Origin of the sequence: Cryobacterium sp. TMB1-7 (assembly GCF_004402435.1) — a bacterium.
Classification (GTDB): Bacteria; Actinomycetota; Actinomycetes; order Actinomycetales; family Microbacteriaceae; genus Cryobacterium; species Cryobacterium zongtaii.
In genome coordinates this window covers 184,813-205,570 of the sequence record NZ_SOFZ01000007.1, presented here as the reverse complement: position 1 = coordinate 205,570, position 20,758 = coordinate 184,813, and the positions used below count along the sequence as shown (strand labels likewise).

Genomic DNA, 20,758 nt, shown 5'->3' with positions numbered 1-20,758 from the left:
CATCACCGGGTGGCAGGGTCCGCGGGGCTGGTGCCCGGGGTCGACCGGTCGAACGAGGTCTCCTTCACGAGGCGCCCGGTGCGGTCCCAGGTGCGCCACAAGCCCACCTGGTGACCCAGGTCGAACTCCCCGGAACGCATCAGCGAACCGTCGAGACGGAACCACTCCCAGTGTCCGTGGAGTTTGCCGTCGAGTTCAAAGCCGCTGGCCTTGACCGACCCATCGGGGAAGCGGTCGTGGCGGGGGATCGGGAAGCCGACGGACCGTGAGAACGAGGGGGAGGACGATTGAGGGGGCATGCCCCCATGCTGCCCCGGAATGCTCCAGTGCTCAACGGCGCGCGACGGTACACCGCCGGCACTGATGACGAGCCGGTCGCGGTCGCTCGCGAGGGTCAGGCGTTCGGGTCGTCAGGGTCCAGGTCATCCGTGTTCAAATCATCCGCGTCCAGCTCACCGGGGCCGGGCACCCTGTACGCGTCGGCGGCCGCTTCAGTGTGGTCGAAAATCGCCCGAAGCAGGCCGGCCATGCTGGTGGACCGCAACATGGCGACCTGGTCGAGCGGACCCACCGGGGCGATGCCGGCCAGCTGCCAGGCGGCCTCGACGGGGTCCTCGGACAGGGCGACGTTGGCCGACCAAGCATCGTCGGTGAACTCGCTGGCCAGCGACAGGGTACGACGCACGGTCTGCTCGGCGAGCACCCGCAACGGGGTGAGGGCGTCGTCCCAGACCAGGGCGGGCAGCTCCCGCACCACGGCCTGCGGGTAGGGGGCGTCCTGGCGCCACTCGATCACCTCGATGCGCCGGTCTCCTTGCGCGACGAGGCCGACGAACCCCTCCGGCGCCACCAGCTCGAGCACCTGCGCCACGGTCCCGGTGCTGAACGGGTGCTCGCCACCGCCCACTTCCTGGCCGCGTTCGATGAGGACCACACCGAACTCCGCGGGCTCCGATTCGAGGATGCTCGCCAGCATCATGAGGTAGCGCTCCTCGAACACCCTCAGCTGCAACGGCATGTAGGGGAAGAGCACCGAACCGAGCGGGAACATCGGCAGGCCGGTGGCGCCGACGGGCTCGTCGGGTGAGCTCCCCTGATTCGACATGACCCCAGCGAATCACGCTCCCGGTGGAAAACCAAGCACCCCGGCTGCCGGGGAGTGAGATCAGTCGAGCCGTTTCGCGACAACGCGCACGTGGGCATCCGCATAGCCGAGCCGGTCGTAAAAACCGGTGACGGCGGTGTTGCTCTCTCGCACCATGAGCTGCAGCTTGACGGCGCCGCGTTCCACCAGCCAGGCTTCGGCGGCCTGCATCAGCCGGCGACCGAGGCCCATGCCGCGCTCGGGCACGGCGACGGCCAGGTAGTAGACCCAGCCGCGGTGGCCATCGTGGCCGACCATCACGGTGCCGACCAGTCTGCCGTCGCGAAAGGCACCGAGCACAGTCGATGTCGATCCGGCCAGCGCGCGATGGAGGTCGGTGGCGGGCGGATTCCACGGGCGGGTGAGGCCGGCTTCCTCCCAGAGGGTGGTCACGGCCTCGAGATCGGCGGGGGTGACGTCCGTGATGTGCATTGGTCCATTGTGCCGGTGCCGAGTGGTGTTCCGATCGTTACACGGGGAACGGACTTGGCCGCTGGCCAGCTGTTTGTTTGCGATACGCTTCGAAACGATAACTGGGGGAAGCATGAATAATTCACAATTGGGTGGGAATCCCGATTCCGGAGACGATTCCGGAGCGGGCACAGACAATACAGACCAAAGCGCGGTGGCAACTGAGCCGGCCGCTGCAGCAGAACCGGCAGCAGATCCGGCAGCAGATCCGGCAGCAGGTCCGGCCGCTGCGCCGCCCGCGCCGACTGAGCGGGTCGCGGCTCCGTACGGTACTCCGGGTGCCACGCTGCCGACCATACCGGCGCCGACCGGACCGACCGTCGGCACCCGCGTCGCCTCGATGGTGCGGGGCATCCCGGCCGAACGGTTCATCGCCGCCGCGATCGCCCCGGTAGTCGTCTACGCCGCCACCTGGCTGGTGGCGCTGGTGTTCACCCTGCTGGTGTTCGTCGCCGCCGCTGACGCATCCCTCGATTGGGGACTGGCCTTCCAGGCGCCCGCTCAGATCGTGGGCCTGGCCGTTGCCGGCACGCTCACCATCGGCGCCACGGTGATGGGGATCTCGGCCGCCGTCTCCGTGCTCTGGCTTCCGCTGCTGGTCACCGCCTTCCTGATCATCGCCACCGCATTCGTGGCCCGCAGGGACGAACGGATCGCGCCGAGCCGGACGCGCGGCATCCGCTGGTTGCTGTCGGCGCTCAGCGGTGTGGTGCTGGCGATTCTTGTCGTCATCGTCGCGGCCGTCACACCGCTCACCTATGTGCTCGGTGACGGTTCCGAAAACTACTTGGGATTCACGACCGCCACCGGGACCGCAACGTCGGCGTCATTCACGGCCTTCCTGGGCGCTCTCGTTCTGGGCACCCTCGCGTCCTATGTCGCCCGGGCCCGGGTGGCCCGCGCAGCCGCCGGCATCACGCCTGCCGTCGTGGCACCGGCCGCCACCACCGTGTTCGCATCCGTGCGGTCGACGCTGCCGGTCGTCGGGCTGCACCTCGGTGTGCTCGCCGTTCTGGTCACGTTGGGACTGCTGGTCTGGTCCGTGATCAACGGCGGCGTCAACGCTCTCCTGACCGCGTTCTTCTGGCTTCCGACCGCTGTCGTCGACGGCCTCGGCTTCGTGAACCTCGCACCGCTCACGTTCGGTGGTTCTCTGGCCGCCCTGGGTGGGCTGACCGGTTCGTCGAACAGCTTCTGGATGCCCGCTGAGCTGCCCGGCTGGGCCACTGTGCTGATCCTGGTGGCCAACCTTCTGCTCATCCTGGTCACGGGTACCGTGCTGCGTCTTCGTCGCGGGCAGCTGAGGTTGTCTGCGGCCATGTCGTGGGTGACCACGGTGGTGTCGTTCGCTGTCGCGGGCATCGTCATCTCGATTGTGGGTGGCATCGGCGGCTGGACGAGCGTCGACACGGCCGGCGCAGGCGAGAGCCTCGACGGCCTTCTCGCGGGTGCCGGTTCCCTGATCGAAGGGGCTGCCGCTGCCTCCGGCGTCGTCGGACTGGCCGCGTGGACATTCATCGTCTTCGCCGCGCTGGGCGCCCTCGTCGAGGTCGTCGCGGTCTTCGCGGCCCCGACCCTGGTGCAGCTCCTCCCCGCCGCCGTCCTCACCCGGTCGGCCAAGATCACCGGACTGGTCGGCGTGCCGTTCGCGGTGCCCGGTACGTATGTGCTGCCGGAGCCGACCAAGGTTCCCGCCGCCAGCGCCGCCCCCGGCGCAACCGGAGAGCCCGTCGGCTCTGGAGAGCCCGCCGTGGTCCTGCCCCAGCATGATGGTGTTACCGCGACCGTGCCGATGACCCCGGAGAAGAAGCGTCGGGTGCGGATTGTGCTCGCCGCCGTCGGGGCCGGTGTCGTCGTCGTGCTCGGCGCATCCATCGCCGTTTCTATCGTCAATCAGATGGTCTACAGCCCGCAGAACCAGGTGGAAAGCTACCTGGACGCGCTCGTGGCCGGTGACGCATCGGCTGCCGTGGCGATCGGTGATGTCGACGGCTCCGGGGAGCAGGGGGTGCTGCTCACCGACAAGGTGCTGAAGGCGACCGAGGGCCGGATCACCGGATTCACGATCACCGATGTCAGCACCGCAGGCGACACCGCCACGGTGACTGCCGACATCGATCTGGACGGGGTCAAGGAGGATGCGAGCTACACGTTGACGAAGTCCGGGAAGACGGCCCTGTTCTTCGATAATTGGACCCTGGACCCGGTCTGGCTGCCGACGGTGTCGGTCTCCGTCGCGCCGGGTATCGAATCGGTCGATGTCAACGGCACCGTCATCGAGCTGACCAGTGAAGTCCAGGAGTCCGGTTATCTGGAGGTTCTCGCCTTCGCCGGAGATTATGTCATCGGCAGTGCAGGGGACGCCGAGTGGCTTGCAGCCGAGCCGCAGACGGTCCAGGTCGGAATGGTTGTTTCATCAGGTAGTGCGCAGTTGAAGCTCGAACCGACGGCGAAGTTCACCTCGTCCATTGATGAGCAGGTGGCGGAATATCTCGCCGGCTGCGCGGCGCAGAAGGTGCTGAATGCCGACGACTGCCCGATTTACGTGTTCGATTACGGCACCATCACCGATGTCGTCTGGACCATCGATGAGCCGGCCGTGACGTCGTTGGGCAACTCGTACAAGAACGAGTGGTACCTCGCCACGGAAGATCGCGGCTCGGCGACCGTGACCTACACGAACACTGACTATCGGGGCCAGGCGTCGCCGGAAACGGCAACCATGAATTTCTCGGTCAATGGGACCGTGAAGATGGTCGACGGCGCTCCGGTCTTCTCGAACAGCTACTAACCGGCCGAGGCATCGGCACACACGCCCGGATCGCCACCGCCCACCTGTCGTGGGCGGCGGCGGTCCGGGCGTGCGGCATTTCGGGTCCGCGCTGACAAGCGTGCGCTGGCATGCTGGATGGATGACTGAGGCTGTTTTCGACCTACCCGGCGGACCATTCACCCTGCGACAAGCGCTCGCTGAGGACGTGCCCGCGATCATCGGCCTGCTCGCCGACGACCAGCTGCGATCCGATGAGGAATCCACCGCGGCGCAGGATCTGGCACCCTACCTGGCTGCCTTCACCGCGATCGACGAAGCGGCAGACCAACTGCTCGTTGTCGTCGACGATCCCGCCGGGAAGGTGGTGGCCACTCAACAGCTCACGGTGCTGCCCGGGCTCGCCCGGTCCGGCGCTACCCGGTTGCAGATCGAGGCGGTGCGCGTGAGCGCCGCTCTTCGCGGCAACGGCCTCGGCAGCGAGATGCTGACCTGGGCGGTTGAGTACGGGCGCGGACGCGGTTGTCGGCTGGTACAGCTCACCTCCGACGCCTCCCGTCTCGACGCTCACCGCTTCTACGAGCGCCTCGGCTTCGCCTCCTCCCACGTGGGTTTCAAGCTGCTCCTCTAGCCTCGTTGGCTGCTCCTCCGGCTTCTAGAACGGCGGGTTCTCCGGTACCGGCGGTGTCGGGTGCCGGGTCGGCCGCTGCCGGGGAGTCAGGTAGGTCTCGTCGGCGGGTCGCTTCCGGGTTTTCGGCCCGGCGACCGGTGGTCGGGGTCGGGGTGGGCCGATCGGGTTGGCGGGGTCGGTGCGGTAGCTGCGTTTGCCGGGTGAGGTCCAGTGCAGGATCCCACCTGGTTCCTGCGTGACCCGCCACTGGCTGAGGTGTTTGAGTCGGTGGTGGGGTTCGCAGAGGTGGGCGAGGTTGTCACTGTCGGTGCTGCCGCCGCCGGCCCAGGGGTCGGTGTGGTCGACGTCGCTGGTCACCGCGGGACGCGAACAGCCCGGGAACCGGCAGGTTTCATCGCGCACCCGCAGGTACTTTTTCATGGCCTTGGTGTTCTTGTGCTGGGTTTTGCCCAGCGAGAGCACCACCCCGGTTTCCGGGTGGGTCAGTAGCCGGGTGAAGCTCGGTGCGTGCCCGGCGATCTCCCGCGCGGCCTCGGGGGAGATCGGCCCGTAGCCCTCGAGGGTGGCGGGTTCCTCGTCCAAGCTCAGCAGGGTGAGCACGGGCACGGTGACCATGACGGTGCCGCGGATGCCGGCGCCCATCCCGTCGGGCGTGATTCCGTCCAGCAGTAGGGCGGCGGTGATGTCGGCGCGGAGTTGGTCGAGGGTGCGGGTCGGGGAGTCGTCGGCCGGGTCCTGCGCGATGCCGAAGGCGGCGCCGTTGCTGCTGGCGTCATCCGTTTGGTCGGCCGGGCTCGGGTCGTCGAGGTGCTTGAGCCGCACGGCCATCGTGTTGATCCGGTCGTAGGCGGCCTTGGTGTCGTGGGCGGTGCCGTACCAGTGCAACCAGCCCATCCCGTCCGGGGCGGCCTCCCAGCGGCTGTGCCGTTCGGTCAGGGCGTTCGTGCTGCGGGTCACGATCGACTCTGGGTGCAGCCGCTCCCGTAGCCGGCGGGCCTTGTCGATGAATCGGCCCACCGGCAGGCGCTTGGCCTCGGGCAGCACCTTCTCTTCGAACGCCGCCTGGCCCCCGTCGGGCAGGGTGAGTAGCTGCCCGAGGAGGGTCGTGGCGTGCCGGTAGCTGATCTCCCCTCTCGAGAACGCCGCGAACGTCGCCGGTGCGTACGAGCTGAGGAATCGGGCTTCGTCCAGTTGCCGGTCGATGGTGCGCTCGGCCACCCGGGTCAGACACGCCGTCTCACTCACGATCGTGCGACGGGCGACCTCCCGGTCGTCCCACCGGTTGTACGCGGCGGCACGGGCCTGGTCCTCGGTCATGCTGGCCGCGTTGTCGTCGGCGAGGCGGATGTTCGCCGGGTTGCCGTGCAACCGGGAGGCGACCTGGGGTTGTTCGATCCAGTCCTGCAGGTCAAGCAGGTGCTCGATCCGGCGGGCCTGGGCCCGGGCGATGAGGCGGTCATCGGCCGCGATCCGTTCGGTGTGCCGGACCAGATCGGTCTGGACACGGTCGTCCAGGGTGGGCTCCGGAGAGTAGTCGTCATCGTCCGGAGCTGGCGGTAGTACCTCGTCAGCGATACTCATACTGAGATCGTCTCACCTACCACCGACACTGCACCCACTGCGCCACGCACCCGGGCGCGCTGGTCGGATAGACTTCATTCGCACGACAATCAACTGAAAATCGGGCCACACGGTCGATGCGGGAGAGTTCGACGTCGTAGAGACGAGCGAACACCGAAGGAGCAATCCTCCCCGACAATCTCTCAGGTACTCGTACCGCATCGAACGGGCCACTCTGAAAAGCGGACGAGCACAGCGCGTCCGGGCCTCGCGTCAGCGGGATCCGGTCAGAACTGCCAAGTCCCGCCCACGGTGAAAGCCGGCGCACGCGCCGGTGAAGCTCTCAGGCCAGACGACAGAGGGGGAGTTCCCAACGGGGTTCGAACGAGCCCCGGAGCAACTCGTCCGGCATCTGCCCGGCGACGAACCGGAGAACTCATGACCTCGGCCAGCCCTGACCCCACCTCCTCCTCGAACGCCGCCGCCGCGACCGAACGCTTCTCGCCGCTGCACGCCGCCCACGTCGCCGCCGGCGCCAGCTTCACCGACTTCGCCGGCTGGCAGATGCCCGTGCGCTACTCCAGTGACCTCGCCGAGCACCACGCAGTACGCAAGACCGCCGGGCTCTTCGACCTGTCGCACATGGCCGAGATCCGGGTCAGCGGCCCGCAGGCCGGCGAGTTCCTCGACCACGCCCTGGCCGGTCAGCTCTCGGTCATCGACCTTATGCAGGCCAAATACAGCCTGCTCCTCAACTCACGCGGCGGTATCATCGACGACCTCGTCGTCTACCGCACCGGCGAGACCGACTTCCTCGTGGTCGCCAACGCCGGCAACCACGACCAGGCCTTGGACGCCCTCACCGCGCGTGCCGCGCGTTTTGACGTCGCCGTCACGGATGAGAGCGACGACACCGCCCTCATCGCCGTGCAGGGCCCCAACGCCCTAGACATCGTGCAGTCCACCGCCGGGCTCACCATCGACGGCGACCTCACGGGCCTCCGCTACTACCGCGCCCTCACGGCCACGTTCGCGGGCACGCCGGTGCTCATCGCCCGCACCGGCTACACCGGCGAGGACGGCTTCGAGATCTACCTGCCGGGCGTCGCCGCCCTCGCCCTCTGGGACGCCATCGTCGTCGCCGGCGTGCCGCACGACCTGGTTCCGGCCGGGCTCGCCAGCCGCGACACCCTGCGCCTCGAAGCCGGCATGCCGCTCTACGGCCACGAGCTGACCACCTCGACGTACCCCGCACAGGCGGGCCTGGGCCGGGTCGTCAACCTCGCCAAGCCGACCGACTTCGTGGGTCGCACCGCCAGCGAAGAGGGTCCGTCCGGCGATGCGCCCGTACTCGTCGGCCTGGTCTCGGCCGGCAAGCGTGCCGGCCGCGCCGGGTACCGGATCTTCCGCAGCACCGACGCCACCGAAGCGGAGGGTGTCATCACGAGTGGCGCGCTGTCGCCCACGCTCGGCTACCCGATCGCCATGGCCTACCTGCCGCCGGCGCTGGCCCGACTCGACACCGAGGTGTTCATCGACGTGCGTGGCACCCGCGCGCCGGCCACGGTCATCGCGCTGCCGTTCTACAAGCGCCGCAAGTAGCGCACTCTCCGCGGATGGCCCGGCTTCGGGCATCCGCTCACCCGATGTCGCCACAGCGCGCATCGCCCCGCACTGATCAACCCCGTACTGATCAAACCCGTGATCATCCCCTTGAGAGGAACCCCATGGCAGACAAGACCGAACTGCAGTACACCGCCGAGCACGAGTGGGTGCTCGTCGACGGCGACACCGCCACCGTCGGCATCACCGCCTACGCCGCCGACAAGCTCGGTGACGTGGTCTTCGTGGAACTCCCCGAGGTGGGCAGCGCCCTCGCCGCGGGGACCGTCGTCGGCGAGATCGAGTCGACCAAGTCGGTGGGTGAACTCTTCGCCCCCATCGACGGCACCGTCGCCGAGATCAACGACGCCGTCGTCGACAGCCCCGAACTCGTCAACAGCGACCCGCTCGGCGAGGGCTGGCTCATCAAGATCACCTTCGAGACCCTCCCGGCGCTGCTCAGCTACGCCGAATACACCGCCATCACCGGCGAATAAGCACCACCGAACCAGACCCCGGAAAGAGCCTTCCCCACATGTCGCAGCCCTTCACCCAGCGTCACATCGGCACGGATGCCAACGCGCAGTCCCGCATGCTGTCCGTCCTCGGCCACGACAGCGTCGAGTCGCTCGTCAACGCGGCCGTTCCGGCCTCCATCCAGGTCGAGCAGTTCCGCACCCGCGGCGACAGCACCCTGCCGCCGGCTGCGACCGAGCGAGAGGCCATCCAGGAGCTGCGCGGCCTGGCCGACAAGAACACCGTGAAGCGCTCGATGATCGGGCTTGGCTATTACGACACGATCACGCCCGCCGTGATCAAGCGCAACGTACTGGAGAACCCGAGCTGGTACACCGCGTACACGCCGTACCAGCCGGAAATCAGCCAGGGCCGCCTAGAGGCCATCATCAACTTCCAGACCATGGTCGCCGATCTCACCGGCATGGCCACCGCCAACGGGTCGATGCTCGACGAATCCACCGCCGTGGTCGAGGGCATGCTGCTGGCCCGCCGCGCCTCCAAGTCGCCGTCGAACCGGTTCATCGTCGACGCGGATGCGCTGCCCCAGACCCACGCGCTGCTCGGCAACCGCGCGCACGCGCTCGGCATCGAACTGACCGTGCTGCCCCTGGACGAGAACACCACCGCGGAGGACCTCGGCGACTACTTCGGCATCTTCGTGCAGTACCCGGGAGCCTCCGGCCGCGTCTGGAACCCCGCCGGCGTGATCGCACTCGCCCACGAGAACAAGGCCCTCGCCATTGTCGCCGCCGATCTGCTCGCGCTCGCTCTGATCGTTTCACCCGGCGAACTCGGCGCCGACGTGGCCGTGGGCACCAGCCAGCGCTTCGGCGTGCCGATGGGCTTCGGCGGACCGCACGCCGGCTACCTCGCCGTGCGCAAGGGCCTGGAGCGCCAGATGCCCGGTCGCCTCGTGGGCGTGAGCGTCGACGCCGCCGGCCACCCCGCTTACAGGCTGTCGCTGCAGGTGCGCGAGCAGCACATCCGCCGTGACAAGGCCACCTCCAACATCTGCACCGCTCAGGTGCTGCTGGCCGTCATGGCGGGCATGTACGCGGTCTACCACGGGCCCCAGGGCCTCAAAGCGATCGCCACCGAGGTGCACGAACGCGCCGGCGCTCTGGTCGCGGCGCTGCGGGCGATCGACGTGGACCCGATCAACAGCAGCTTCTTCGACACCGTGCGGGTCTCGGTCCCGACCGGCGCCGCCGACATCGTCGCGCAGGCCGCTGCTGCCGGCTACAACCTGCACCAGGTCGACGCCACCACCATCGGCATCTCGGTCGACGAGACCACCACCGCGGCCGACCTGGCCGCCGTCGTGGGCTTCTTCGGCGGCCGCGACGCCTTCGGCCACGTCGACCTGACTGCGATCCAGGACGGCCTTCCTGGCGACCTGGCCCGCACCAGCGAGTACCTCACCCACGCCGTGTTCAACACGCACCGCTCGGAGACGAGCATGATGCGTTACCTCAAGCGCCTCGCCGACTACGACTACGCACTGGACCGCGGCATGATCCCGCTGGGCTCCTGCACTATGAAGCTCAACGCCGCCACCGAGATGGAGGCCGTCACCTGGCCCGAGTTCGGCGGACTGCACCCGTTCGCGCCGCGCGCCGATGTCGAGGGCTACCTCGAACTCATCCGCCAGCTCGAAACCTGGCTCACCGACGTCACCGGCTACGACACCGTGTCGCTGCAGCCGAACGCCGGCAGCCAGGGCGAACTCGCAGGTCTCCTCGCAATCCGCGGTTTTCACCTCGCCAACGGCGAGGTGGACCGCACGGTCTGCTTGATCCCGTCCAGTGCCCACGGCACCAACGCCGCCTCCGCGGTCCTCGCCGGCATGCGCGTCGTCGTCGTGGCTTGCGACGAGCTCGGCAACGTGGACCTCGACGACCTGAATGCCAAGATCGCCCTGCACGCCGAGACCCTCGCCGCGCTGATGATCACCTACCCCTCCACTCACGGCGTGTACGAGCACGAGGTCGGCACGATCTGCGCCGCCGTGCACGCCGCCGGCGGCCAGGTCTATGTGGACGGCGCCAACCTCAACGCGCTGCTCGGCTTCGCTCGCTTCGGCGACTTCGGCGGCGATGTGTCGCACCTGAACCTGCACAAGACCTTCTGTATCCCGCACGGCGGGGGAGGACCCGGCGTCGGACCTGTCGCGGCCAAGGCGCACCTGGCCCCGTTCCTGCCCGGGCACCCGCTCGCGCAGGACGACGAGCACTACCTGCTCGGCAGCACCGGTACCGAAACCGTCGTCCACGGTGGCGGACCCGTCTCGGCCGCGCCCTACGGCAGCCCGAGCATCCTGCCCATCTCGTGGGCCTACGTGCGGATGATGGGCGCCGACGGGCTCAAGCAGGCCACCGGTGCCGCGGTGCTCGCCGCGAATTACGTGGCCAAGCAGCTCAGCGGCCACTACCCGGTGCTCTACGCCGGCGACAACGGTTTGGTCGCGCACGAGTGCATCCTGGACCTCCGCCCGCTCACCGCGGCCACCGGGGTCACTGTCGACGACGTGGCCAAGCGCCTCGTCGACTACGGTTTCCACGCGCCCACGATGAGCTTCCCGGTCGCGGGCACGCTGATGGTGGAGCCCACCGAGAGTGAGGACCTCGGCGAGATCGACAGGTTCATCGAGGCCATGATCGGCATCAAGGCCGAGGCGGATGCCGTCGCCGCCGGCACCTGGCCGGCCGACGACAACCCGCTGCGGAACGCCCCGCACACCGCCCAGTCGGTGATCGAAGGGGAGTGGACGCATCCGTACGACCGCGAAACCGCGGTCTACCCGGTGCGCACCCTGATCCGCAACAAGTACTGGGCGCCGGTGCGTCGCATCGACAACGCCTACGGCGACCGCAACCTGGTCTGCGCCTGCCCGCCGCCCGAGGCGTTCGAGTAACCCCGGCCTCACGCGGAGCGGCTTACGTTGTGGGGGCGAGGAGCGCAGGCCACCAGAGCAGGGCGAGCGGGTAGCCGACGAAGGAGACGATGTCGAGCACCCAGTGCGCGATCACCAGGGGCATCACCCGGCCCCAGCGCAGGTAACACCAACCGAATACCACTCCCATCAGGGCATTGCCAACGAACGGCCCGATGCCCTGATAGAGGTGGTAGCTGCCGCGCAGCAGAGCTGCCGAGATGATGATGGTCCAGGCACTCCAACCCAGCTCGCGCAGCCGGGTGAACAGGTAGCCCACCACAATGAGCTCCTCGCTCAGTGCGCTCCGTATCGCCGAGAAGATCAGGATCGGGATCGTCCACCAGAAAGTGTCCAGCGGTGAGGGCACCACGGCCACCGTGAAGCCCAGCGCGCGGCCGGCCAGGTAGAGCCCGAGTCCCGGGATGCCGATCAGCAGCAGAAGGCCGCCGCCGCGGAGCAGATCCCGGCGCGGCTCGGTGAGATCCACCCCGAGCCGACGGAACCCACTCTGCCCGGGCCGCCAGAGCAGGTAGAGCACCAGGGCCACCGGGAACAACGTGAAGACGATGCCGAGGAATTGGTAGGTGAAGTCCAGCCACTCGCGCGTCGACTGCGACCCGTTGATGGTCGCCGACTGATCGCTGAGCGCGACCTCGGCCGTGAGTCGGGAAATGATCGACACTATCGAGTACACGGCAGAGGCACCGAGCGAGAGCCCGAGCACGATCGCGATCTCCCATTTCAGCCGCACCCTCGATGACGCCGGAGTATCGGCGGCCGCCGAGGGGGAGCGGGTTTGCGCGGAGGGGACCGGGGGATCGGCCGGGTCGGAGGAGTAGTCGCTCATGTCGCGTTCGGCATCCGGCACGCCGGGGTGCCTCCCGGCAACCGATAGCGGTAGCGGGCCACGAGGCTGTAACCGGCCGCGGCCGCCCACGACCACGGCGGCACCGTGGCGAGCCAACCGAGCACCCGCAGTGCGGCAACCGGCTGGCCACGCAACAACGCTGCCACCGCGGCAGCGCCGCCGTGGTGCCGGCCCCCCGCGACGAACCACACTCGGCTCCTGGCCTGCTGCTCGGTGAGACCGAAGGCAGCGAGGTCGGTCCACTGGAACGGCGCGGTGGCCGGCACCCGGGGCAGCGAACGCTGGAGCCACAGCACCGCGGTGGTGCAGAACCCACAGTCGCCGTCGAAGATGAGCGTGGCGGGCTGTTCGGGCGGGGTGGTCGGCATTCCTCTATTTTGCGCCCTTGGTGCTCGCGCGCGTGTTTTCGGGCCAATTGATCCTTACGCGGTGGGATTTGAAAACGCTTGCATGCGTCGGAGGGAGCTTGGTCCCAAGCTTCGTGAGAGATCCTCGCAGGATTCGCAGAAAAAACCGCGAAATCGGCGTGAAGCGCAAGAATCGTGCGTCTTTCATTACTGCTGTGTAACGTTTACCGTCAGGTTTTGCTCCCGGCGCCTGACGTACCTAGGGTTTTGATAACTAGCGCGCTGCTACGGGCTTCGGCCACGGCGGCGCCTTCACCTTTGCACAGGAGGAATTTTGAAGAGATCCCGCATGGGCCTCAGCGCCCTCGCGCTCATTTCGGTGAGCGCTCTGGCGCTTTCGGGTTGCGCGACATCCAACGACGAAGAGGCCACTTCGGCCGGCGACGCGTCCGCAGTTGTCAGCACCAATGGCAGCGAGCCGCAGAACCCGTTGATCCCGACCAACACCACCGAGACCGGCGGCGGCAAGATCGCCACGTCGATCTTCGCGGGCCTGGTCTCGTACAACGCTGACGGCGAGATCGAGAACGAGGTCGCCAAGTCGATCGAGTCTGACGACGCTACCAACTGGACCGTCACGCTGGAAGAGGGCTGGACCTTCACCAACGACGAACCCGTCACGGCTTCGTCCTTCGTGGATGCCTGGAACTACGGCGCGCTCTTCAGCAACGCCCAGAGCGCCTCCTACTTCTTCGACGACATCGTGGGCTTCGACTACGAGGTTGACTCCGAACTGACCGGCCTGAAGGTCGTCGACGACACGACCTTCACGGTTGAGCTCGCTTCGCCCGAGGCCGACTGGCCGCTGCGCCTCGGCTACACGGCCTTCATGCCGCTGCCGTCCGCCGCGTACGACGACATGGCCGCCTTCGGTGAAAACCCGATCGGCAACGGCCCGTACATGCTCGATGGCGAGGGTGCCTGGGTTCACGAGGAGAAGATCAGCCTCGTGACCAACCCCGGTTACGAAGGCGTGCGCAAGCCCGTCAACGGTGGACTCGAGATCAAGTTCTACTCCACCCAGGACGCCGCGTACGCGGACGTCCAGGGCGGCAACCTCGACGTGCTGGACGCTGTTCCGGACTCCGCGTTCGAAACCTACGAGGCCGAATTCGGCGAGCGTTCGGTGAACCAGGCTGCAGCCATCTTCCAGGGCTTCAACATGCCGTACTACCTCGAGCACTGGAGCGGCGAAGAGGGCAAGCTGCGTCGTGCAGCGATCTCGATGTCGATCAACCGCGAGGAAATCACCGACGTCATCTTCCAGGGCACCCGTACCCCGGCAACCGACTTCACCTCTCCCGTCATCGACGGCTACTCCGACCAGCTCGAAGGCGCCGAAGTTCTCGAATACAACCCGGAAGAGGCCGTCAAGCTGTGGGCCAAGGCTGACGCCATCGCACCGTACGGCGACTCCACGTTCGACATCGCCTACAACTCCGACGGTGGCCACCAGGCCTGGGTCGACGCCGTGATCAACAGCGTCGTCAACACGCTGGGCATCTCCGCGACCGGCAAGCCGTACCCGACCTTCGCCGCAGCACTCGAAGACCGCTCGAACGACGCACTGACCGGTGGAACCCGCGCCGGCTGGCAGGGCGACTACCCGTCGATGTACAACTTCCTCGCTCCGCTGTACCAGACCGGTGCCGGCTCGAACTACGAGGACTACTCGAGCGAAGAGTTCGACTCCCTCCTCAAGGAAGGCGCCGCGGCTGAAACCGTCGAGGACGCAACCGCCAAGTACCAGGCTGCACAGGAGGTTCTGCTGAAGGACCTGCCGTCCATCCCGCTGTGGTACTCCAACGTCAACGGCGTTTGGGCTGACACCGTCAGCGACGTGGTGTTCGGCTGGGATTCCGTCCCGCTTTACTACCAGATCACCAAGGGTTAATTCCTAGTTCCACCCGCAGTGCAATGTCCGGGGCGTCAAGCCCCGGACATTGCACTGACTAGACTCATTCAGTGATTGCGATCCTCATGCATAAAAGATTCTCGGAGCTCACCTGATGCTGTGGTACACAGGCAGGCGCGTCCTCCAAATGATCCCCGTCTTCTTCGGGGCGACATTCTTGATCTATTTCATGGTCTTCTCCCTACCGGGCGACCCGATCGCGGCGCTGTACGGCGACCGTCCGCCGGCACCCGGCGTGATCGAACAGATCCGAGCCCAGTACAACCTGGACAAGCCGCTGCTGCAGCAGTACCTGATCTACATCGGCAACTTCTTCCAGGGCGACCTGGGCACCACCTACTCCGGACGACCGGTCAGCGACGTGATGGCCGGGGCGTTCCCGATCACCTTCCGCCTGGCCATGTTGGCCCTCGTCTTCGAAGCCTTCGCCGGCATCCTCGTCGGACTCGTCGCGGGCCTGCGCAAGGGCAAGTGGTTTGACGCCAGCGCCCTCGTGGTGAGCCTGCTCCTGATCAGCGTGCCGACCTTCGTACTCGGCTTCCTGTTCAGGCTCATTTTCGGCGTGCAATTAGGTTGGTTCAGAACCACAGTGAGCAGTGAGGCTCCGTGGGGCGAACTCATCCTCCCCGCCCTGGTTCTGGCCAGTGTGTCCTTCGCCTATATCGTGCGCCTCACCCGCGCCAGCGTCGCCGACAACCTCAACGCCGACTTCGTTCGCACCGCCACCGCGAAGGGCCTCTCCAGGCGCCGCGTGGTCACGGTGCACGTGCTGCGCAACTCCCTCGTTCCCGTCGTGACGTTCCTGGGTGTCGACCTCGGTTCGCTTATGGTCGGTGCGATCATCACCGAGGGAATCTTCAACATCAACGGCGTCGGTGGCACCGTGTACAAGGCGATCGTCCTCGGCGAGAGCACCACAGTGGTGTCATTCATCGCCGTCATGGTGGTCATCTTCGTTCTCGCCAACCTGCTCGTCGACCTGCTGTACGCAGCTCTGGACCCAAGGATTCGTTATGCCAAATAAGAGTGGCCAGGCCCACTTCGTCGCGGAGCTGGAAGACACCCCGGTAGCCCCGATTGACCGTCTCGACGAGTCGCAGAAGGCTCGCAGCACCTGGGCGGATGCCTGGGACTCGATGCGCCGCCGGCCGATGTTCTGGATCTCCTCAGTGCTGATCCTGATCATCGCCCTTGTCGCACTGTTCCCAGGACTGTTCACCTCGGTGTCGCCGAACCTCGACTGCCAGCTGGCGAACAGCAACGGCGGTCCAGAAGCCGGTCACCCGTTCGGGTTCACCCGGCAGGGCTGCGACGTGTACGCGCGCACCATCTTCGGCACCCGGGCCTCGGTCACCGTCGGCCTCCTGGCCACCGGACTCGTCACCCTCATGGGAGTCATCCTCGGCTCCCTCGCGGGATACTACGGCGGCTGGCTCGACGCAATCGTCTCCCGCGTCGGCGACATCTTCTTCGCCATCCCCACCATCCTCGGCGCCATCGTGCTGATGTCGGTGCTTCCGGCCGCGACGCCCACCTCGGTGGCCTTCGTGCTGTCGATCTTCGCCTGGCCCCAGATCGCCCGCATCATGCGCGGTGCGGTGCTGTCGGCCACGAACTCCGACTACGTGATGGCCTCGACAGCTCTCGGTGTGTCGAAGTTCCGGATTCTGCTGCGCCACGTGATCCCCAACTCGATCGCCCCGGTCATCGTGATCGCCACGGTGTCACTCGGCACGTTCATCGTCGCCGAATCGACCCTGTCGTTCCTGGGCATCGGCCTGCCGACCAGCGTGATGTCTTGGGGTAATGACATCAGCCAGGCCCAGACATCCCTTGTCACCAACCCGCAGGTGCTTCTGTACCCCGCGGCCGCCCTGTCCATCACGGTGCTCGCGTTCCTGATGCTCGGCGACATTCTGCGCGACGCGCTTGACCCGAAGGCGAGGGCGCTTCGATGAGCCAGACACTGACAGACACCAACCCAGGGGGCGTCGAGAGCGACGAGCAGCCCCTGCTGCAGATTCGCAACCTCGAGGTCGGTTTCCAGACCCAGCGCGGCCTCGTTCCTGCCGTGCGCGGCGTGGACATCACCCTGTACTCCGGCCAGACGCTGGCCATCGTCGGGGAGTCGGGCTCCGGCAAGACCACCACGGCGCAGGCGATCATCGACCTGCTCCCCGGCGCGGGCAAGATCACCGGCGGCCAGGTGCTCTTCGAGGGCCGTGACCTCACCAAGCTCAGCCCCAAAGACATCCAGGCGGTGCGCGGAAACCTGATCGGTTACGTACCCCAGGACCCGATGTCCAACCTCAACCCGGTGTGGAACATCGGTTTCCAGGTTGAGGAGGCCATCAAGGCCAACGGACTCGCTCAAGGCAAGGAAGCGCGCGCCCGCACCATCCAGGTGCTGCAGGAAGCCGGACTCAGCGACGCTGCGGACCGACTCAAGCAGTACCCGCACCAGTTCTCCGGCGGCATGCGCCAGCGCGTGCTGATCGGCATCGGCCTGTCCGCCCGGCCGAAGCTGCTCATCGCCGACGAGCCCACCTCGGCGCTCGACGTCACCGTGCAGCGTCAGATCCTGGACCACCTGGGAACCCTGACCCGCGACTACGGCACCAGCGTGTTGTTCATCACGCACGACCTGGGCCTGGCCGCGGAGCGCGCCGAACAGCTTGTGGTGATGTACAAGGGAAAGATCGTCGAGTCCGGTCCCTCGCAGGAGATCCTGGCGAACCCGCAGCACCCGTACACGCAGCGGCTCGTGTCTGCGGCACCGAGCCTGGCCTCCCGGCGTATCCAGTCGGCCAAGCACGCGTCCGTCGGCGACTCCGGGATCTACGGCGGCGGTTCCCTGGACGACACCCTGGTCGCCAGGGCTGCCGAGCGCGAGAGCCTCGCTCCCGTGAAGGACCTGATCTCGATCGACAACATCTCCAAGGTGTACCGGATCCGCAAGAAGGGTCTGCGCAGCGAGGAGCTCAAGGCCGTCGACGGCGTCACCTTCGGCATTCAGAAGGGCACCACCACGGCCCTCGTCGGCGAGTCCGGCTCGGGCAAGTCCACAGTCGCCAAGCTCGTGCTGCAGCTGGAGAGCATCACCAGCGGCTCGATCGAGTTCGACGGTCAGGACGTCGCCGGGCTCAAGGGCAAGGAACTGCTCAAATTCCGCCGCCGCGTGCAGCCGGTCTTCCAGGACCCGTACGGGTCCCTCGACCCGCAGTACAGCGTGGGCAACACCATCGCGGAGCCGCTGCTAGCGCACGGCGTCGGAACTGCGAAAGAACGACAGGAGCGGGTCAAGGAACTCCTCGACCAGGTCTCGCTGCCGTGGTCGTCGCGATTCCGGTACCCGAGTGAACTCTCCGGCGGTCAGCGCCAGCGCATCGCCATTGCGCGAGCGCTCGCGCTCAAGCCCGACGTGCTCGTGCTCGACGAGGCCGTGTCGGCACTCGACGTTCTCGTGCAGGGGCAGGTGCTGAACCTGCTCACCGAGCTGCAGACCGAGTTGGGCCTGACCTACCTGTTCATCACCCACGACCTCGCCGTGGTGCGCCTCGTCGCCGACAACGTGTGCGTGATGCAGAAGGGCCGGATCGTGGAGGCCGCGTCGACTGACGACGTGTTCGACAACCCGCAGCAGGCATACACGCAGGAGCTGCTGGCCGCCATTCCCGGCGGTAACTTCCAGTTCGGCCGCTAGGGTCCGCGTGTGAAATGACTGCCCCCCGGCCTGCGCCGGGGGGCAGTCGTCATCTGGGGGTGGGGAGCGTTTGCCGGCTGTTCAGGTGCCGGGAACGCACTGTATATAGGAGCGATCGATACTCGCCCGACGCGAGACGGGCCGAATACGGTACGATAGACCCTTGGGTCCATAGAGATCCCACTCATCCACTCTGCGCCGCACGTGATTTTACGCGGCATCCATTCTTCGTAAGGATCTATTTTTATGGCGATTGCTACCCGCAATAACCTCCGGAATGTTGCAATCGTTGCCCACGTTGACCACGGCAAGACGACGCTGGTCGACGCGATGCTGCAGCAGACGAACTCGTTCGCCGAGCACTCGCACACCGAAGAGCGTGCGATGGACTCCAACGAGCTCGAGCGCGAAAAGGGCATCACCATCCTCGCCAAGAACACGGCGATCTCGTACAAGGGCATCCACGCCACTGACGGCCCTATCACCATCAACGTCATCGACACCCCCGGCCACGCCGACTTCGGTGGCGAGGTCGAGCGCGGCCTGTCCATGGTCGACGGTGTTGTGCTCCTCGTCGACGCTTCCGAGGGCCCGCTGCCGCAGACCCGCTTCGTGCTCCGGAAGGCACTTGAGGCGCACCTGCCCGTGATCCTCCTGGTCAACAAGACCGACCGTCCCGACGCCCGTATCGATGAGGTCGTCGAAGAGAGCCAGGACCTGCTCCTCGGCCTCGCTTCCGACATGGCCGACGACGTGCCCGACCTGGACCTCGACCTGGTCCTCAACGTTCCCGTCGTCTACGCGTCCGGCCGTGCCGGCGCCGCCAGCCTCACCAAGCCGGAGAACGGCTCACTGCCCGACAACGACGACCTCGAGCCGCTCTTCGAAGCGATCCTCCAGCACATCCCCGCTCCCGTCTACGACGACGAGCACCCGCTGCAGGCCTGGGTCACCAACCTCGACTCCTCGCCGTTCCTCGGCCGCCTCGCGCTGCTGCGCGTTTTCCAGGGCACCATCAAGAAGGGCCAGACCGTGGCCTGGGTCAAGCACGACGGCACCGTTTCCAACGTGCGCGTGACCGAGCTCATGATCACCAAGGCACTTGACCGGTACCCGGCCGAGAGCGCCGGCCCCGGTGACATCGTCGCCGTCGCCGGTTTTCCCGACATCACCATCGGTGAGACCCTCGCCGACCCCGATGACGTGCGCCCGCTGCCGACCATCACGGTCGACGACCCCGCCATCTCGATGACCATCGGCACCAACACCTCGCCGCTCATCGGCAAGGTCAAGGGCCACAAGCTCACCGCCCGCATGGTCAAGGACCGTCTCGACAAGGAGCTCGTCGGTAACGTCTCGCTCCGAGTTCTCGACATCGGCCGTCCGGACGCCTGGGAAGTCCAGGGCCGTGGCGAGCTCGCTCTCGCCATCCTGGTCGAGCAGATGCGTCGTGAAGGCTTCGAGCTCACCGTCGGCAAGCCGCAGGTGGTCGTCAAGCGCGTCGACGGCAAGATCCACGAGCCGTACGAGCACCTCACCATCGACTCGCCCGAAGAGTACCTCGGTGCGATCACCCAGCTCCTCGCCGCCCGTAAGGGTCGCATGGAGAACATGGCGAACCACGGCACCGGCTGGGTCCGCATGGAATTCATCGTTCCGTCGCGCGGCCTGATCGGTTTCCGCACCGAGTTCCTGACGGACACCCGCGGTACCGGTATCGCCAACGCGATCTTCCACGGCTACGAGGCCTGGGCCGGCACCATCAACACCCGCACCAACGGCTCGATCGTCGCCGACCGTGCCGGTGTTGTGACGCCGTTCGCCATCATCGCCCTGCAGGAGCGCATGCAGTTCTTCGTCAACCCGACCGAAGAGGTCTACGAGGGCATGGTCATCGGCGAGAACTCGCGCGGCGACGACATGGACGTGAACATCACCAAGGAAAAGAAACTGACCAACATGCGTCAGTCCACGTCAGACACCTTCGAGTCGATGACGCCGTCCAAGCAGCTCACCCTCGAGCAGTGCCTGGAATTCGCCCGCGAAGACGAGTGCGTCGAGGTCACCCCCGCCGTCGTTCGTATCCGCAAGGTGGAGCTCGCCGCATCCGCTCGTCAGCGCAACGTGTCGCGTCTGAAGAAGCAGGACGCGAACTAGTTCGCAGCTTGATCTGACCGCAGGCATCCTGTTCCGGTTTTCCGGCGCGGGGTGCCTGCGGTTTTTTGTCAGTCGT

At 66.7% G+C, this 20,758-nt stretch carries 16 protein-coding genes and 1 riboswitch; of the genes, 10 read left to right on the top strand and 6 right to left on the bottom strand.

Annotated elements, in window-relative coordinates; translation table 11 throughout:
- Positions 1 to 2 precede the first annotated feature (2 nt).
- From E3O60_RS02045 to E3O60_RS02035, 3 genes are all read right to left on the bottom strand, one after another.
- Positions 3 to 299 (bottom strand): toxin-antitoxin system YwqK family antitoxin, encoded by a 297-nt coding sequence (locus E3O60_RS02045; protein ID WP_088455602.1) that lies wholly within the window; start codon positions 297 to 299, stop codon positions 3 to 5.
- A gap of 95 nt (positions 300 to 394) precedes the next feature.
- Entirely contained in the window at positions 395 to 1,105 is a 711-nt protein-coding gene (locus E3O60_RS02040) for an LON peptidase substrate-binding domain-containing protein (RefSeq protein WP_240632407.1), read from the bottom strand.
- A 60-nt stretch (positions 1,106 to 1,165) separates the two neighbouring features.
- The gene (locus tag E3O60_RS02035) at positions 1,166 to 1,576 is read right to left on the bottom strand and encodes a GNAT family acetyltransferase (protein WP_088455603.1); all 411 of its coding nucleotides are present in this window, start codon (positions 1,574 to 1,576) and stop codon (positions 1,166 to 1,168) included.
- Positions 1,577 to 1,769: 193 nt separating this feature from the next.
- Between E3O60_RS02035 and E3O60_RS02030 the strand changes: the two genes are divergently transcribed.
- Positions 1,770 to 4,406, top strand: a complete 2,637-nt coding sequence (locus E3O60_RS02030; RefSeq protein ID WP_134497021.1) for a hypothetical protein — start codon at positions 1,770 to 1,772, stop codon at positions 4,404 to 4,406.
- A 121-nt stretch (positions 4,407 to 4,527) separates the two neighbouring features.
- Positions 4,528 to 5,016, top strand: coding sequence for a GNAT family N-acetyltransferase (locus E3O60_RS02025; RefSeq protein ID WP_088455605.1), 489 nt, complete (start codon positions 4,528 to 4,530; stop codon positions 5,014 to 5,016).
- Positions 5,017 to 5,040: 24 nt separating this feature from the next.
- Here E3O60_RS02025 and E3O60_RS02020 read toward each other — a convergent pair whose 3' ends face one another.
- Complete coding sequence (locus tag E3O60_RS02020) at positions 5,041 to 6,597, bottom strand: HNH endonuclease signature motif containing protein (protein WP_134497019.1); 1,557 nt, start codon at positions 6,595 to 6,597, stop codon at positions 5,041 to 5,043.
- A 109-nt stretch (positions 6,598 to 6,706) separates the two neighbouring features.
- A riboswitch (glycine riboswitch) is annotated at positions 6,707 to 6,805 on the top strand.
- Between the two features lie 209 nt (positions 6,806 to 7,014).
- On the opposite strand from E3O60_RS02020, the gene gcvT reads away from it, so the two are divergent.
- The 3 genes from gcvT to gcvP all read left to right on the top strand — a co-directional run bounded on the left by gcvT (position 7,015) and on the right by gcvP (position 11,611).
- Positions 7,015 to 8,178 carry a glycine cleavage system aminomethyltransferase GcvT gene (gene gcvT, locus E3O60_RS02015; protein ID WP_088455607.1) on the top strand — a complete coding sequence of 388 codons (1,164 nt, stop codon included), beginning with the start codon at positions 7,015 to 7,017 and terminating at the stop codon, positions 8,176 to 8,178.
- A gap of 125 nt (positions 8,179 to 8,303) precedes the next feature.
- Complete coding sequence (gene gcvH / locus E3O60_RS02010; protein ID WP_088455608.1) at positions 8,304 to 8,675, top strand: glycine cleavage system protein GcvH; 372 nt, start codon at positions 8,304 to 8,306, stop codon at positions 8,673 to 8,675.
- A 38-nt stretch (positions 8,676 to 8,713) separates the two neighbouring features.
- Positions 8,714 to 11,611 (top strand): aminomethyl-transferring glycine dehydrogenase, encoded by a 2,898-nt coding sequence (gene gcvP, locus E3O60_RS02005; protein ID WP_088455609.1) that lies wholly within the window; start codon positions 8,714 to 8,716, stop codon positions 11,609 to 11,611.
- A 22-nt stretch (positions 11,612 to 11,633) separates the two neighbouring features.
- On the opposite strand, the gene E3O60_RS02000 is transcribed toward gcvP, so the two are convergent.
- Both E3O60_RS02000 and E3O60_RS01995 read right to left on the bottom strand, forming a co-directional pair.
- Positions 11,634 to 12,500, bottom strand: a complete 867-nt coding sequence (locus E3O60_RS02000) for a CPBP family intramembrane glutamic endopeptidase (RefSeq protein ID WP_240632408.1) — start codon at positions 12,498 to 12,500, stop codon at positions 11,634 to 11,636.
- Complete coding sequence (locus E3O60_RS01995; protein ID WP_088455611.1) at positions 12,476 to 12,868, bottom strand: thiol-disulfide oxidoreductase DCC family protein; 393 nt, start codon at positions 12,866 to 12,868, stop codon at positions 12,476 to 12,478. The genes E3O60_RS02000 and E3O60_RS01995 overlap by 25 nt, the downstream gene beginning before the upstream one ends.
- Positions 12,869 to 13,181: 313 nt before the next feature.
- Here E3O60_RS01995 and E3O60_RS01990 point away from each other — a divergent pair, with 313 nt between their 5' ends.
- The 5 genes from E3O60_RS01990 to typA all read left to right on the top strand — a co-directional run bounded on the left by E3O60_RS01990 (position 13,182) and on the right by typA (position 20,682).
- Positions 13,182 to 14,801 (top strand): ABC transporter substrate-binding protein, encoded by a 1,620-nt coding sequence (locus E3O60_RS01990; protein ID WP_088455612.1) that lies wholly within the window; start codon positions 13,182 to 13,184, stop codon positions 14,799 to 14,801.
- 115 nt (positions 14,802 to 14,916) lie between these two features.
- On the top strand, positions 14,917 to 15,846 hold the full coding sequence (locus tag E3O60_RS01985; protein WP_088455613.1) for an ABC transporter permease: 930 nt from the start codon (positions 14,917 to 14,919) through the stop codon (positions 15,844 to 15,846).
- The gene (locus tag E3O60_RS01980) at positions 15,836 to 16,780 is read left to right on the top strand and encodes an ABC transporter permease (protein WP_088455614.1); all 945 of its coding nucleotides are present in this window, start codon (positions 15,836 to 15,838) and stop codon (positions 16,778 to 16,780) included. The genes E3O60_RS01985 and E3O60_RS01980 overlap by 11 nt, the downstream gene beginning before the upstream one ends.
- Positions 16,777 to 18,525, top strand: coding sequence for an ABC transporter ATP-binding protein (locus E3O60_RS01975; protein ID WP_088455615.1), 1,749 nt, complete (start codon positions 16,777 to 16,779; stop codon positions 18,523 to 18,525). The genes E3O60_RS01980 and E3O60_RS01975 overlap by 4 nt, the downstream gene beginning before the upstream one ends.
- Before the next feature lie 246 nt (positions 18,526 to 18,771).
- Positions 18,772 to 20,682 (top strand): translational GTPase TypA, encoded by a 1,911-nt coding sequence (gene typA, locus E3O60_RS01970; protein WP_088455616.1) that lies wholly within the window; start codon positions 18,772 to 18,774, stop codon positions 20,680 to 20,682.
- Positions 20,683 to 20,758 lie beyond the last annotated feature (76 nt).

Bases quoted from the DNA above. Each gene is read 5' to 3' on its own strand.
- gcvP (WP_088455609.1), top strand. From the start codon at position 8,714: ATGTCGCAGCCCTTCACCCAGCGTCACATCGGCACGGATGCCAACGCG.
- E3O60_RS01995 (WP_088455611.1), bottom strand. From the start codon at position 12,868: ATGCCGACCACCCCGCCCGAACAGCCCGCCACGCTCATCTTCGACGGC.
- typA (WP_088455616.1), top strand. From the start codon at position 18,772: ATGGCGATTGCTACCCGCAATAACCTCCGGAATGTTGCAATCGTTGCC.
- gcvT (WP_088455607.1), top strand. From the start codon at position 7,015: ATGACCTCGGCCAGCCCTGACCCCACCTCCTCCTCGAACGCCGCCGCC.
- E3O60_RS02025 (WP_088455605.1), top strand. From the start codon at position 4,528: ATGACTGAGGCTGTTTTCGACCTACCCGGCGGACCATTCACCCTGCGA.
- E3O60_RS02040 (WP_240632407.1), bottom strand. From the start codon at position 1,105: ATGTCGAATCAGGGGAGCTCACCCGACGAGCCCGTCGGCGCCACCGGC.
- gcvH (WP_088455608.1), top strand. From the start codon at position 8,304: ATGGCAGACAAGACCGAACTGCAGTACACCGCCGAGCACGAGTGGGTG.
- E3O60_RS02045 (WP_088455602.1), bottom strand. From the start codon at position 299: ATGCCCCCTCAATCGTCCTCCCCCTCGTTCTCACGGTCCGTCGGCTTC.
- E3O60_RS01985 (WP_088455613.1), top strand. From the start codon at position 14,917: ATGCTGTGGTACACAGGCAGGCGCGTCCTCCAAATGATCCCCGTCTTC.
- E3O60_RS02020 (WP_134497019.1), bottom strand. From the start codon at position 6,597: ATGAGTATCGCTGACGAGGTACTACCGCCAGCTCCGGACGATGACGAC.
- E3O60_RS01980 (WP_088455614.1), top strand. From the start codon at position 15,836: ATGCCAAATAAGAGTGGCCAGGCCCACTTCGTCGCGGAGCTGGAAGAC.
- E3O60_RS02035 (WP_088455603.1), bottom strand. From the start codon at position 1,576: ATGCACATCACGGACGTCACCCCCGCCGATCTCGAGGCCGTGACCACC.
- E3O60_RS01975 (WP_088455615.1), top strand. From the start codon at position 16,777: ATGAGCCAGACACTGACAGACACCAACCCAGGGGGCGTCGAGAGCGAC.